Annotated in this window: 3 protein-coding genes (1 of these 3 only partly in view); all 3 read right to left on the reverse strand. The window is 68.3% G+C overall.

Translation table 11 applies throughout. From position 1 onward, the window contains the following. Tightly spaced (each overlapping or abutting the next), the 3 genes in view from J3U87_RS24685 to J3U87_RS24695 form a layout consistent with a single transcriptional unit that may run on beyond the window. Positions 1-3,118, reverse strand: partial view of a non-ribosomal peptide synthetase gene (locus tag J3U87_RS24685; RefSeq protein ID WP_237378452.1) — the 5' portion only. Its footprint begins 251 nt before the window's first position; the window shows 3,118 of its 3,369 coding nt (coding positions 1-3,118); its start codon is at positions 3,116-3,118; its stop codon lies off the left edge, out of view. Further along, positions 3,115-7,773 carry a type I polyketide synthase gene (locus J3U87_RS24690; protein WP_237378453.1) on the reverse strand — a complete coding sequence of 1,553 codons (4,659 nt, stop codon included), beginning with the start codon at positions 7,771-7,773 and terminating at the stop codon, positions 3,115-3,117. The genes J3U87_RS24685 and J3U87_RS24690 overlap by 4 nt, the downstream gene beginning before the upstream one ends. After that, complete coding sequence (locus J3U87_RS24695; protein WP_237378454.1) at positions 7,770-14,249, reverse strand: non-ribosomal peptide synthetase; 6,480 nt, start codon at positions 14,247-14,249, stop codon at positions 7,770-7,772. Before J3U87_RS24695 ends, J3U87_RS24690 begins: the two co-directional genes overlap by 4 nt. Positions 14,250-14,320: the final 71 nt, after the last annotated feature.

Consider the following 14,320-nt stretch of genomic DNA (forward strand, 5'->3'; position numbering starts at 1 on the left):
GATCGAAGAAGTTGTTGTGAATGCCGATGCGGTCCAGGCCCAGCACGTCCTGCCAGATCGCCACCAGTTTCTGCTCGGCCTCGGAACCCGGCGCCACGTAATCGACCGCCGGCGCGGCGGCCCGGTCCGGTTCGGGCAGGGCCTTGCGGTCCAGCTTGCCGTTGGGGGTCAGCGGCATTTCGGTGAGTGGAATGAAAGCGGTGGGCACCATGTACTCCGGCAGGCTCTCGGCCAGGAAGCGCTTCAGCTCGGCCGCATCCGGTTCGTCGCCGCCGGCTACCAGGTAGGCCACCAGGCGCTTGTCCGTCTCGCGCTCGCCGTTCTGGTGCACCACGACCGCCGCCTGAACCACCTGGTCGTGGGCTTCGAGCCGCGATTCGATCTCGCCCAGCTCGATGCGGAAGCCGCGAATCTTGACCTGGAAGTCGACGCGGCCCAGGAAGGCCAGGTTCCCGCTGGGCTCGGTGCGGCTGAGGTCGCCGGTCCAGTAGATGCGCGCGCCGGGGCGGTTCGAGAAGGGATCGGGCCGGAAGCGGTCGGCGGTCATCGCCGGTTGGCCGCGGTAACCGCGCGCCAGGCCGTCGCCGCCGATGAACAGCTCGCCCGGGGCACCCGCCGGCATCAGGTTCAGGTGCTTGTCCACGATGTAGAGCTGGGTGTTGGCGATGGCGCGGCCAATGGAGACGGTACCGCCGTCGCTTTGGACCACCGGATGACAGGCCGACCAGATCGTGGTCTCGGTGGGGCCGTAGAGGTTGAACAGGGAAAAGCCGTGGGCCAGCATCTCGCCTGCGAGCGCCCCTGGCAGCGCTTCGCCACCACACAAAGCCTTGAGGCCAGGAAGCTTGCGCTCGCCAAGACCTTCCAGAAGCAGGCGCCAGCCGCTGGGCGTGGCCTGCATCGCGGTGATGCGGTGGTTCTGGATCAGGCCCAGCATGCGCCCGCCGTCCAGCGTGTCTTCCTTGCGCGCCAGCACCAGGCCGGCCCCGAGCGACAGCGGCAGGAACAGTTCCAGCACCGCGATGTCGAAGCTCATCGAGGTGACCGCCAGCAGCGTGTCGGCCTCGTCGATCGGCAGCTCGCGCTGCATCGCGTGGAGGAAGTTGGCCAGGGCGCGGTGCGGAATCTGGACGCCCTTCGGCCTGCCGGTCGAGCCCGAGGTGTAGATGGTGTAGGCGAGCTGCTCGCCGTGGCAGGCACGGCGCGGCCGTGGTGCGGGTGTGCCTTCCCCGTCATGGTTGGGCGTGGCGTCGAGGCACAGGGCCGTCAATGCGGTGGGCACGGCGCCGCGCAGGCTCGTCTGGGTCAGCACCAGGGCCGGTTGGGCATCCTCCAGGACGTAGCGAATGCGCTGCTCCGGGTAGAAGGGATCGATCGGAATGTAGCAGCCGCCGGCCTTGAGCACCGCCAGCAGCGCGATCACCAGGTTGGGGCCGCGCTCCAGGTAGACCGCCACCGGCGTCTCGGTGGTGATGCCGCGCGCGGCGAGGTGGTCCGCCAGCGTTTCGGCCGCCGCGTTCAGCTCGCCGTAGCTCATGGTGCGGCCCGCGAACGTCAGCGCCGGGCGGTCGGGTGTTGCCGCCACGCGCTCCTCGAAGAGCTGGTGCACGAAGACGTCTTCGCGGTAGGCGCTGCGGGTTTCCGCCTGGCTGGCGAGGAGTTGGTCGCGCTCGTCCGCGGAGAGCAGCGGCAGATCGGCCACCCGCTGGTCGGGATCGGCCACGACCGCTTGCAGCAGCACCTCGAAGTGGGCCAGGAAGCGCTTGATCGAGGCCGCTTCCCACAGGTCCGTGCTGTATTCCAGCGAGCCGCGCAGGCCGTCGCTGGTTTCCGACATCGACAACGACATGTCGAACTTGGAGACCTTGTGCTCGCGCTTGGGAATCGAGAGCTTGAGGCCTTCCAGGTCGTCGGTCTCGTCGGGCGCGTTCTGCAGGATGAACATCACCTGGAACAGCGGCGTGTGGGCCGTGTTGCGCACCGGTTGGAGCACGTCCACCAACTGCTCGAAGGGCACGTCCTGGTGGTCGTGGGCCTCCATCACGTGTTGGCGCACCTGGCTCAGCAGGTCGCGGAAGCCCATGCAGTCCTCGAAGCGCGTGCGCAGCACCAGCGTGTTGACGAAGAGCCCGATCAGGTCTTCGACCTCGCGGCGGGTGCGGTTGGCGATGGGCGAACCGACGGCCACGTCGTTGGTGCGGGCATAGCGGCCCAACAGGATCTGGAAGACGGTGAGCAGGATGATGAAGAGGGTGGCGTCCTGCTCGCGGGCCAGGACCGCCAGGCGCTGGGTCAGCTCCTTGGAGAGGACCAGCGGTTCGCTGCTGCCGCGGTAGGTCTGAACGGCGGGGCGCGGGTGGTCGGTGGGCAGTTCCAGCAGCGCGGGCAGGTCGGCCAAGTTGCGCTTCCAGAAGTTGAGCTGGCGTTCGAGGCGCGGCCCGGCCAGGTGTTGGCGTTGCCAGGCCGCGAAGTCCGCGTACTGGATTGGCAGCGGCGCGAGCGGCGATGCCTGACCGCGCGAGTAGGCCTTGTAGAGCAACACGAAGTCGCGCATCAGCACGCCCAGGCTCCAGCCGTCGGAGACGATGTGGTGCATCGTCAGCAGGATCACGTGGTCCTCGGCGCCCAACGCCAGGACCTGGGCCCGCAGCAGCAGGTCGGCGCTGAGGTCGAAGGGACGGCGCGCCTCTTCCGCGGCCAGCCGCAGGACTTCCGTCTCGCGCTCGTCTTCGCCGACGTGGCGCAGGTCGACCTCGTCGATGCGCGCCCTGGCTTCCGTCACGTTCTGCACCGGCACGCCGTCCTTCTCGCGGAACACCGTGCGCAGGCTCTCGTGACGCGCGACGAGGGTTTCGATGCAGCGGCGGAAGATCGCCACGTCGAAGCGGCCCTCGAGCTGGAACGCCAGCGAGATGTGGTAGGCCTCGCCCGCGCCTTCGAGCTGTTGCAGGAACCACAGGCGTTGTTGCGAGAAGGAGAGGGGGAAGTCGCCGGCGCGGTCGGCGATGGCCGGAATCGTATCGGGATTCTGCGCTTTCTTGTCCATGCCGAGGCGTTTCAGCAGGAGGGCTCTCTTTTCCGGTGATAGACCCGCGATGCGTTGGCTGATGTCGTTCATGGGACTTCGATCTCCTCATTGGTTTGGTTCGCCTGCGACGCGGCTTGTGCCTCTTCCTCGGCCAGCAGGGCGGCCAGGTCGGCTTCGTCCATGCCCTCCAACTCGGCCAGCATCGCTTCCAGTTGGTCGGCGTTGGTGTCCTCGGCGCTCTTCTGCAACACGATCATCGCCAGGCCGGCGATCGTCGGTGCGCTGAACAGCTCGTGCAGCGGCACTTCCACCTGGAAGTGCTCGCGGATGCGCGAAATGAGCTGGGTGGCCAGCAGGGAGTGCCCGCCCAGGTCGGCGAAGTGGTCGTGGATACCGATGCGGTCGAAGCCCAGCAGGTCCTGCCAGATTTCGGCGAGCCCTTCTTCGATGCTGTCGCGCGGGGCCTCGTAATCGTTGTCGAGTTGGGGGCGCGCATGGCCGGCCGGCTTCTCGATCTCCTGGGCCGTTTCGTGCTGGGGCTCCTGCAGGATCCACTGCCGCAGGCGGGTGTCCAGGTCACCGGTGGAAACCACCAGGCGCGGCGGTGCGACCTCTTGGAGCACGCGGTCCAGGGCGGCCATGCCGTCCACGGCGCCGATGGCCAGCTTGGTGCCGGCGGGGCCGTCCAATTGCCAGGCGTCCCAGTCGACGCTGATCCAGGTGTGCTCGGTTTCCAGGTGTTGGGTGAAGGCGTCCATGAACGTGTTGCCCGAGGCGTAACCCAGGTAGCCCAGGCCGCCCAGGATCGACGAGATCGAGGACATCAGCAGGCAGAAATCCAGGGAGCGGCCGCGCAAGAGGGACTCCAGCACCAGCAGACCCTCGACCTTGGCCTGGAAGTGGGCGGCGCAGGTGTCGGACGTGGTTTCGCCCACCAGCGTGAAGGCCTTGGGGCCCAGCAGGCCGGCCGAGTGAATGACGCCGTTCAGGGCGCCGAACTCGGTCTCCGTGGCAGCCAGGATCTCTTCCATGCGTGCGCGGTCGGTGACGTCCGCGGCCCAAACCCGGACCTTGGCGCCTTCCGCCTCCATCGCGCGAATCGCTTCGATGCGGCGAACGGTGGTCTCATTCGCATCGGAAGATTCCAGGTAGGTCGACCACTGCTCGTGGTCGGGCAAGGGCGTGCGCGCCGTCAGGATCAGGTTGGCGCCGCGCGTGCGGGCCAGGTGCTCGGCCATCACCAGGCCGATGCCGCCCAGGCCGCCCGTGATCAGGTAGGTGCCGCCGTCTTTGAGCAGCGCGCCGCTGCCGTCTTCGGCCGGTGCCTCCAACGCGAAGGGCTCGAAGGTCTGGATCCAGCGATTGCGGCCGCGCAGGGCCACCATCGGCAGGCGCGTCTCGACCGTCAGCTCGGCGATCAGGCCCTCGGCGATGGCGTCGGCCGAACCTTCGTCGGGGACGGGCACGTCGATCGCGGTCACGCTGAAGTTGCTGTGCTCCTGGGGGATCACGCGGGCCGCGCTCATGAGCGTCGATTTCTCCGGCTCGATGGGTTCACCGCCAAGCACGTCCTGGAGGTGGGTGCCCGCCGCGGCGATGCGCACGGGGCGACTGCCCACCTGGCCGGTGAGTGCCTGGGTCAGGTAGAGCAAGCTGTAGAGACCGCGGCTCTGGGCGCCGGCGAAGGCCCCGGCCACGGTGGCCGATACCGCGCGCGGCGTCGTCGACCACAGGTGAATCACGTGGTCGGGCAGCAGGTCGGCCTCGCCAAGGGTTTTGGCCAGGGTGCGGTAGTCCTCGGCGCGCTCCGGGTTCACCGTGAACCGGTGTGCGTCCAACTGTGCGAAGGCGTCACCGGCCCGGACGCGAACCACCTTCTGGTTCTCGGCCTCCAGACGGGCGGCCACGGATCGGTCCAGAGGTTGATCGGTCTCGAAGAGCAGCCAGGTCGACGGCGATGCCTTCAGGTTGGGACGAGTGCGGCGACGCGTCTCGATGCGCTTCCAGGTGGGCTGGTAGAACCACTCGTCGATGGCGAGCTTGCCGTCCCGTTTTTTCGGCTTTTGGGCGGCCTGTTCTTCCGGCGGTTTGGCGTCGATCCAGTAGCGCTGGCGATCGAAGGCGTAGGTGGGCAGGTGCAGGCGGTGGCGTGTGTCGTCCCCGTGGTGGGCGCGCCAGTCGATGGCGGTCCCGGTCAGCCACAGGCGACCGAGTGCGTCGAGCAGCACGGCCTGATCGGCGTCGGTGGACGTGGGTTTGCGGCACGAGGGAATCGACACCAGATCGCGTCCGCCGATACGTTTGACCAGCGCCGTCAACACCTGGCCGGCGCCCACTTCCAGGTAGACGTGGTCGGGGTCCTGGGCCAAGTGGCGAATGCCGTCGGCGAAGCGCACGGTGCCGCGCAAGTGGTCGGCCCAGTAGGCGGGATCGACGGCCTGCTTGTCGGTCAGCGGTGCGCCGGTCAGGTTGGAGATGATCGGGATTTGTGGCGGCTGGAGCGCGACGGTGCCGACTCGTTCGGTGAACTGGCTCAGGATCGGGTCCATCATGGGCGAGTGGAACGCGTGCGAGGTGTGCAGGGCGCGGGCGGCGTGGCCCTCGGCCTTCAGTCGGGCTTCGAGGGCCTCGATCGCTTCGGCACGTCCGGAAACCACGCAGAGGCCCGGTGCGTTGACGGCGGCCAGCGAGCAGTGTTCGTCCAGGAGCGGGGCCAGGGTTTCGGGCTCGAGCGGGACCGCGATCATGCGGCCCGGCGGCAGTGACTGCATCAGGCCGGCCCGGGCGCAGACGAGAGCCAGCGCGTCATCGAGACCGAAGACTTCGGCCAGGCAGGCCGCCACGTATTCGCCGATGCTGTGGCCGATCATGGCCGCGGGGGTCAGGCCCCAGGACATCCAGAGCTTGGCCAGGGCGTAGGACACGCAGAACAGGGCTGGCTGGGTATAGGCCGTCTGGCCCAGTTTCTCGGCCGCGGCTTCGACGGCGTCCTCGTTCGGATAGAGCAGGTCGCGCAGGTCCAGGTCCAGCAGCGGCTTCAGGCGCTCGGCGCAGTCGTCCAGGTGGCGGCGGAACTCGGGCTCGTCGCGGTATAAACCGGCAGCCATGTGCACGTGCTGGGCGCCCTGGCCCGGGAACATGAAAACGACCTTGGTCGATTCGCCCGCCACCGCGGCCGGCATGCGGCGCGATTCGGCGGCGTGCAGTGCGGCGATCGCGTCGCCGTGGCCGTCACAGACCAGGAAACGGCGGCACGGGAAGGCCGTGCGACCCGCTTGAAGGGTCCAGGCCACGTCGGCCAGATTGGCGGTCGCGTCGCCCTCCAGCCATTGGGCCAGGTTGGCGACTGCCGCGTCGAGGGCCGTTTCCGTCTTGGCCGAGAGCGGCAGCAGTTGGAAACGGCGACCCGGTGAGCTGGGCGGCAAATGGGGCGCTTCCTCCAGGATCGCGTGGGCGTTGGTGCCGCCGATCCCGAAGCTGCTCACCCCGGCACGGCGCGGGTGCTCGCCTGCGGACCATTGCCGCGCTTCGGTGTTCACGAAAAACGGGCTGTTGTCGAAGTCGATCTGCGGGTTGGCCCGCTGGAAATGCAGGCTCGGCGGAATCATGGCGTGTTTCAACGACAGTGCGGTTTTCATCAAGCCGGTCACGCCGGCCGCGTTGTCAAGGTGGCCGATGTTCGTCTTCACCGAGCCCAACGCGCAGTAGCCGGTTTTGTCGGTGCCGAGCCGGAAGGCCTCGGTCAGGGCCTCCATCTCGATCGGGTCGCCCAGTTGGGTGCCGGTGCCGTGGGCCTCCACGTAGCCGATCGTGGCCGGGTCGACGTTTGCGAAGGCCTGGGCTTCCGCGATGACCTCGCTCTGGCCCGTCACGCTGGGCGCCGTGTAGCCGATCTTGGCCGAGCCGTCGTTGTTGATGGCGGAACCCTTGATGACGGCGTAGATCGCATCACCGTCGGCCACGGCATCCTCGAGCCGTTTCAAGACCACCATGCCCATACCGCAACCGAAGATGGTGCCGCCGGCGTCGGCGTCGAAGGCCCGGCAGTGGCCGTCGGGCGAGGAAATCCCGCCCTTCTCGTGCCAGTACCCCGATTTCTGGGGGATGCGCAGCTTGGCCCCGCCCGTCAGCACCATGTCGGCCTCGTAACTCAGCAGCGACTTGCAGGCCATGTGGACCGCCACCAGCGTCGTCGAGCAGGCCGTGTCCACGTTGATGCTGGGCCCGGTCAGGTTCAGCTTGTAGGAGATCAGCGTGGCCGCGTAACCCTTGTCGTTGGCGATCATGGTGCGGTGCCCGCCCATCGGGATCATCACGTCCGGGCGTTGCAGCAGGTTCTCCAGAAAGTAGTGGGGCAGGCCCACGCTGGCGAAGACCCCGATGCGCCCCTCGTAGGTTTCGGGGTCGTAGGCCGCGTCCTGCAAGGCCTGATAGGCCGTTTCCAGCAACAGCCGCTGTTGGGGATCGGTGATTTCGGCCTCGCGTGGGTTGAACCCGAAAAAGGCTGCATCGAACTGGTCGATGTCGTCGATACAGCCGCCGGCCTTCACGTAGGAGGGATTGGCCAGCAGCTCTTCGCTGAAGCCGAGCTCCAGCAACTCCTCGTCCGAAAAGAACGTGATCGCTTCGATGCCCTCGGCCAAATTGCGCCAGAACCGCGCGACGTCGGTGGCACCGGGGAACCGGCCCGCCATGCCCACGATGGCGATTCCGGGGATCTCCTCTTGTTCCATTTGCTGACTCATGCTTCCTCCATGTTCGTGTTGTGTTTGCCCGATCGCATGGCGGGCAAATCCGATGCGCGCGTCGTGGCGGTTGTGCCGGACGGCGCGCTGCCATCGTCGGCGGGTTGATCGTGATGGGTTGCGTTGGGGTTGGGGGGCTCGCCCGACTCCCGTTCCAGTTGGTCGAGCAACGCGTGCAGGGTCTGTTCGTCGGCATCGGCGACCGAGTGGGCCAGCAGGGTCTCCAGCAGGCCCGCCACGGTGGGACTGTCGTGGACGGCGCGCACCGGGAGCGCGATGCCGAAGTGCTCGCGAATGCGGGCGACGAGGCGGGCGGCCGTCAAGGCATGCCCGCCCATGTGGAAAAAGTGGTCGTGGAGGCCGATGGGCTCGATGCCCAGGACCTCGTGCCAGAGGGCGGCCATTTCCTGCTCGGGCTCGGAAGTGGGCGCCGCGTAAGGGGTGTCGACGGACTGTTGCGGCGGCGGCAGCAGCCGCTGGGCCACGGTCCCGCCCGCCGTCCGCGGCAGGGCGTCGAGAAACACGAACACGGCGGGAACCGCATCGCCTGGCAGCACCCGTTCGAGCGCGTCGCGCGGGAAACCCGGCTCCGGTGCGACGCCCAGTTCCAGGACCAGGTAGGCCACCAGCATCGGTTCGCCGGCGGCGCTTTCGGCCGTGCCGACCCAGGCGTCGCGAACGCCGTGCTGGGCCTTCAGGTGGCGTGTAATCTCGGCCGGGTGGATCGGCATGCCGCGCAGGGTGATGCGGTCGTCGATCCGGTCGCACAATTCCAGGCCCGCGTCGGTCATGCGACCGATGTCCCCGGTCAGGAACAGGCGCGCGCCCGGCTCCTCGGCGAACGGGTCGGGCAGGAAGCGCGCGGCGGTCAGTGCGGGACGGTTCAGGTACCCGGCGGCCAGCCCCTCGCCGGCGATGGCCAGGGCCCCGAAGGCCCCGTGAGGCGCGGGATGGAAGCCCGCGTCCAACACGTAGACCCGGGTGTTGGCCACCGGCAGGCCCGCGTGTGCACGGCCCTCCGTGGCGTCACCGGAAGCCTCGACGGGACCGAACGAACAAAACGGTTCGATGCCCAGGATTTGGCGGCAGCGGTCGATCAGATCGGGAGATGGGGTTTCGCCCACCACCCGCAGGCCGCGGAGGGAGGAAAGGCGATCGGGGCCACCCATCTCCAGCACGAGCTGCAGCATCGACGGCGCCAGGTGAAGCCGTGTGACGTCGTGGGCTTCGACTGCCGCGATGATTTGGGCCGGGTCGCGGTGCAGGTCGGCGTCGCCGAAAACCGCTGCGCCGCCCGCCGCCAGCGGCAGAAGTGCGTCGCAGATGGCCTGATCGCGGTCACAGCTCGCCGTGACCAGCACGCGATCGTCCGGCGCGATGCCGTCGTCGGCGATCGTGCGCCCGAGCCGGTTGGCCAGGCCGCGATGGGAGATCACCACGCCGGCGAGGTGGCCGTTCGGATCGACGGTGTAGGTGACGTAGGCCGGCTGGTCCGGCAACGGATTGGGGAAGGAAACCTCGATCGCTTCGTCGTCGGCCGGCTCCCGGCGGGACGCTGCATCGAGGCAAAGGGTAGGTACGGTGCCCGGCACCCGACAGGCCACCGCTTCGCTGGTCAAGATCAGCCCCGGTTCGGCGTCGGCCAGCATGGCTTCGATGCGCGCGGCCGGATATTCGGGATTCAGCGGCAGCCAGACGGCACCCGCGCGCAGGACGGCCAGCGTGGCGATCGCCAGCTCCGGTGCGGTGGTCAGGAAGCCGCCGACCCGGTGGCCTGGTCCGATTCCGCTCGCGACCAGCTCGCCGGCCAGGCGGTCGACTCGACTCTGCAGTTCCGCGTAGCGCCACTGGGTCGCGCCCTGGACGAGGGCGGTGGCTTGCGGTCGCTCCCGCGCCTGGCGCAGGAAGCCCGCGATCGCGTTTTCGGCCGGCAGTGCCAACTTCTTCTCGTTGTTCAAACGCGACACCTGGCGCCGCTCCGCTTCGGTCAGCGGTGACAGGCGATGCAGCGGCCGATCGGAGCCCGCGCCGATCTGGCTCAGCAGCGTTTGGAACTGGGCCAACAACCGTTCCACCGTGGCGCGATCCCACAGGTCGGTGCGGTATTCCAGGGTGCCGCGCAAGCCCGTCGCGGTTTCCACCATCGACAGGGTCAGGTCGAAGCGGGCGGTCCGGGTGCCGATGTCCATGGGCGTCAACTGAAGGTCGGGCAGCACCGATTCGGGCTCCGGCGTGTTTTGCAGCACGAACAGGACCTGGAACAGCGGGGTGTGGGCCAAGTCGCGGTTTGGCTGCAGCTCTTCGACCAACTGCTCGAAGGGCACGTCCTGGTTGGCGAAGGCCGCCAGCGTCGCCTCGCGCACGAGGGCCAGCAGGTCGCCGAAATCACCTCGCTCGGGGATTTGGGTGCGCAGGACCAGGGTGTTGACGAAGATCCCGATCAGCGGCTCCAGTTCGGGTCGGCCGCGGCCTGCGATCGGCGTGCCCACCACGATGTCGCGCTGATGGGCGTAGCGGCTCAGCAGCAGCTTGAACCCGCCCAGCAGGGTCATGAACAGCGTCGCGCCGGAAGCGCGGGCCACCCGCACCAATCGATCGCGCAAATCTCCTGGCAGGCTGAAGCGGATCTGGTCGCCGCCGAAGCGCTGCACCGCCGGGCGCGCGCGGTCCGTGGGCAGGCGAAGCATCGTCGGACAATCGGCCAGTTGGCCACGCCAGTAATCCCGCTGGCGCGCCAGCTCCGCACCTGCCGCCATACTCCGCTGCCAGTAGGCGAAATCCCCGTACTGGATCGAAGGCGTTTGCAGGCGGGGCGCACGGCCGGCGACGCGGGCCCGATAGGCCTCGGCCACCTCGCGAATCAGGATGCCCGTGGACCAGCCGTCGGACACGATGTGGTGCACCGTGACCAGCAGCACGTGGTCCCGTTCCGCCAGGCGGAGCAGGCGGGCCCGGATCAGGCGTTCGCCGCTCAGATCGAACCGGTGGGTCGCTTCCGTCTCCATCAAGGCGCGCATCTCGGATTCGGCCGCGTCGGGCGAGAGTGATGTCAGATCGGTCAGCGGCAAGTCGAACGCGCCGGGTGGGTCGATGTGCTGGCAGGGTCGCCCGCTGTCGGCGACGAAACGGGTGCGCAGGCTTTCGTGGCGCTCGATCAGGGCGCCGAGCGCCCAGCCGAGGGCGTCCGCATCCAGAGGGCCGGTCAGGCGCAGCGCGCCGGGGATGTTGTAGGCCGCCGGGTTCTCGGCGAACTGGTCCAGGAACCAGAGCCGCTGCTGCGCGAAAGAGAGCGGCAACGGCTTGTCGCGCGGTGCGGGCTCGATCGGCGTGGTTTGCAGGCCCTCCTCGGTCGAGGCCGCCGCCACGAGTTCGGCCAGCTCGGCGATGGTCGGCGCCTGGAACATGTGGCGCACCGAAAGGTTGACCTTGAAGGCGTCGCGGGCGCGGGCGATGACGCGGGTCGCCATCAGCGAGTGCCCGCCCAGGTCGAAGAAGTTCTGGTGCACGCCGACGCGGTCGCGGTCGAGCACGTCGGCCCAGATCATGGCCAGCGTCTCTTCGGTCGGATTGCGCGGCGCCACCTGAGCGCGCGCCTCCTCCTGGGGGCGGGGCAGGGCGGCACGATCGATCTTGCCGTTTCGGGTCAGCGGCATGCACTCGAGGACCACCAGGTGGACCGGCACCATGTATTCGGGCAGGGACGTGGCGAGTGTCTCGCGAATGCCGACCTTGTCGGGGGCTTCGCTGCCAACGGTCAGCCAGGCCGTGAGCTGGGGGGCGCCGTCCGGTTCTTCGATGACGTCGGCGATCGCCTCGCGTACGCCGGCCACCGTTCGCAGTACGGCCGCCACCTCGCCCAGCTCGATGCGGAACCCGCGCAGCTTGACCTGGTGGTCGCGGCGACCGACGAAGACGATCGAACCGTCGGGCTGGTAACGGGCCAAGTCGCCGGTGCGGTAGAGGCGGGCACCGGGACCTTCGAAAGGGTCGGGCACGAACGACGCGGCGGTCAAGCCCGGTCGGTGGTGGTAGCCTCGCGCCAGGCAGATGCCGCCGATGTAGAGTTCGCCGACGCGGCCGGCGGGGAGCGGCGCCAGGTGCTCGTCGAGAATGTGGAGCCGGGTTCGCGAGACGGGGTGCCCGATCGGGATCGGATCGTGGCGGTCGTCGGGGTGGCAGTCGAAATGGCAGACCGCGATCGAGGCCTCGGTGGGCCCGTAGGATTGGTGCAGGGCCACGTCGGGCATCGCCCGGTAGACCCGCTCGCGCAGTTGGGCCGTCAGCGCTTCGCCGCCCACGATCAGGCGTCGCAACGATGGCGGCGCGATCGGCTGTTCCAGGAAGAGGTCCAGCATCGGCGGCACGAAGTGGAGCGTGGTCACGCGGTGGCGGCGGATCTCCTCGGCGAGCAGGTGCGGGTCGCGGTGGGCGTCGGGATGGGCCATCACCAGGACCGCGCCGGTGGTCAGCGGCCAGAACAGTTCCCAGATCGAGACGTCGAAGCAGAACGGCGTCTTCTGGAGCACGCGATCTTCATGACCGAGGTTGTAGGTGCGCTGCATCCAGGCGATGCGGTTGGCGAGGCCTTCGTGCGTGTTGGCGACGCCTTTGGGCGTGCCGGTGGAACCGGAGGTGTAGATGCAGTAGGCCGTGTTCGCCGCTGCAATGGAGATGTCGAGATCGTCCTCGGAGCCCTGGCTGTGGACCTCGAAGGCGTTCAGGCACAGCGTGGTGACCGGCGCAGGATCGAGCGCGGTTTGGGTCGTCGCATGGGTCAGGCACAGTTCGGCCCCGGCGTCGGCCAGGGAGAAGGCCAGCCGTTGCTGCGGCGATTCCGGGTCCAACGGCAGCCAGGCCCCGCCGGCCTTGAGGACGCCCAGGATGGCGACGACCATGTCCAGCGAGCGGGTCATGCAGATGCCCACCAACCGTTCGGGCCCGATGCCGTGTTCGGCTCGAAGGTGATGGGCCAGGCGGTTGGCGCGGCGATCGAGTTCGGCGTAGCTCAGCGATTCGGTGTCGAAGACGACAGCCGTCGCGTCGGGACGGGCGGCGGCCTGGGCCTCGAATGCGCGGTGAACCGGTAGATCGCCAGCGGGAACCGATTCCGCCTCGGTGGGCAGCGCACCCGCGCGGTTGTAGGCAACCAGGATTTCGCGGCGCTCCTGCTCGGTGGGTCCGAACCAGGATGCCAGCGACGCTCGGGCGCGTTGTGGGACCTGTTCGAGCAGGTCCGTCACTCTGTCGGCCAGCCATAGCGCCGTCGCCGGGTCCATGCAGCTCGCGTTGAAGTGAAGCTTCAAGCCGAGTCGGTCGCTGCCGGATTCGCATTCCAGCATGGCCGCGAAGCGCTGGCGGTAGCCGGCGAACGAAACTAGATGGAGGCGCAGTCCCCCAACCTCGACGGCGTCACTCGCCACCACGGGTTCGAACGCCAAGGCGCAGCCGCCTCCTGGCCATTCGCTCTCGTAGCCGGGAAGCTCCCAGGTGAAGCTTTCGGCGGCCGTTGTGGCGCGGTCCAGCGCGGCTTCGATCTCGTCCAGGTACCGATCGAAACGCGTGCCCGAATCGGTCTGGACGGGGATCGGCAGTTGGTGGGCCACCCGACCCAGTGCGTCGCGGAGGTCGTCGAATTTGCGGCCGTGGAACTCGTAGCCGACGGTGGTTTGCGCGGGCCCGCCGTGCCGGGCGGCGAGCAGTGACCAGATGGCGAACACGACGTGCTCCGGCGTGCGTTCGTGCGCGGCACACCAGGCTTGAAATTCAGCCGCGACGGCGGGCGCCAAGTGCGTCGTCAGGCATCGGGGTTGGAACGGGCCCTCGCCGCGCTCGATCTGCCACGGCAGGTGCGTGGCTAGCGGTTCGTCGCCTTCGCGGCGCTGCCAGAGGTCGCGCCCCGAGGCGTTTTCCTCGCCGTGCAGCATGTCCGTCAGCCAGCCGGCGAGATCGACGTACTGCAGCGGTTCCAGGGCCTCGTCGTCCTGGTAGCCGGCCAGGGCGACCGCGAGCTCGCGCACCATGATTTCGGTAGCTGCACGATCGCCGAGCAGGGACGAGAAGCAGAGCAGCAGCAGATGGCGGTCGTAGCCCGCGCGAATCAGCCGAAAGCGCAAGGGCGGGGCGGCGGCCAGGTCCCGGATGGTTTCGGCCATGTCCTCCAGCGATGCGGTGACCCGTGCGTCGCGTTCGGCAGCATCGAGATGGGCGAGATCCTCGAACGGCAGGGCCGGCGCCACCTCCTCTTCGATGACCTGAAGCGGGAAGTCCATGCCGGGAAAGCGTTCGAACCGGGTGCGCAGGATCTCGTGACGGTCGACCAGGTCGACCAAGGCGGCTTCCAAGGTGGTTGGATCCAGCGGACCCTCGATGCCGATCACCGCACGACAGGCGAAGGCGTCCGGGTTCAGGGCGCGGGCACGGTGCAGGACCCGTTGCTGGGGCGAGAGTTGGTAACCATTGATGTTCTGTGTGTGCATAGGCGTTCCGAAATGGGTGAGTTGCGATGAACGGTTGGGGGACGGTAAATGGGCGGGGTCGAGCCGCCGGA

Source organism: Sulfidibacter corallicola (genome assembly GCF_017498545.1).
Classification (GTDB): Bacteria; Acidobacteriota; Holophagae; order Acanthopleuribacterales; family Acanthopleuribacteraceae; genus Sulfidibacter; species Sulfidibacter corallicola.

Bases quoted from the DNA above. Each gene is read 5' to 3' on its own strand.
- J3U87_RS24690 (WP_237378453.1), bottom strand. From the start codon at position 7,773: ATGAGTCAGCAAATGGAACAAGAGGAGATCCCCGGAATCGCCATCGTG.
- J3U87_RS24695 (WP_237378454.1), bottom strand. From the start codon at position 14,249: ATGCACACACAGAACATCAATGGTTACCAACTCTCGCCCCAGCAACGG.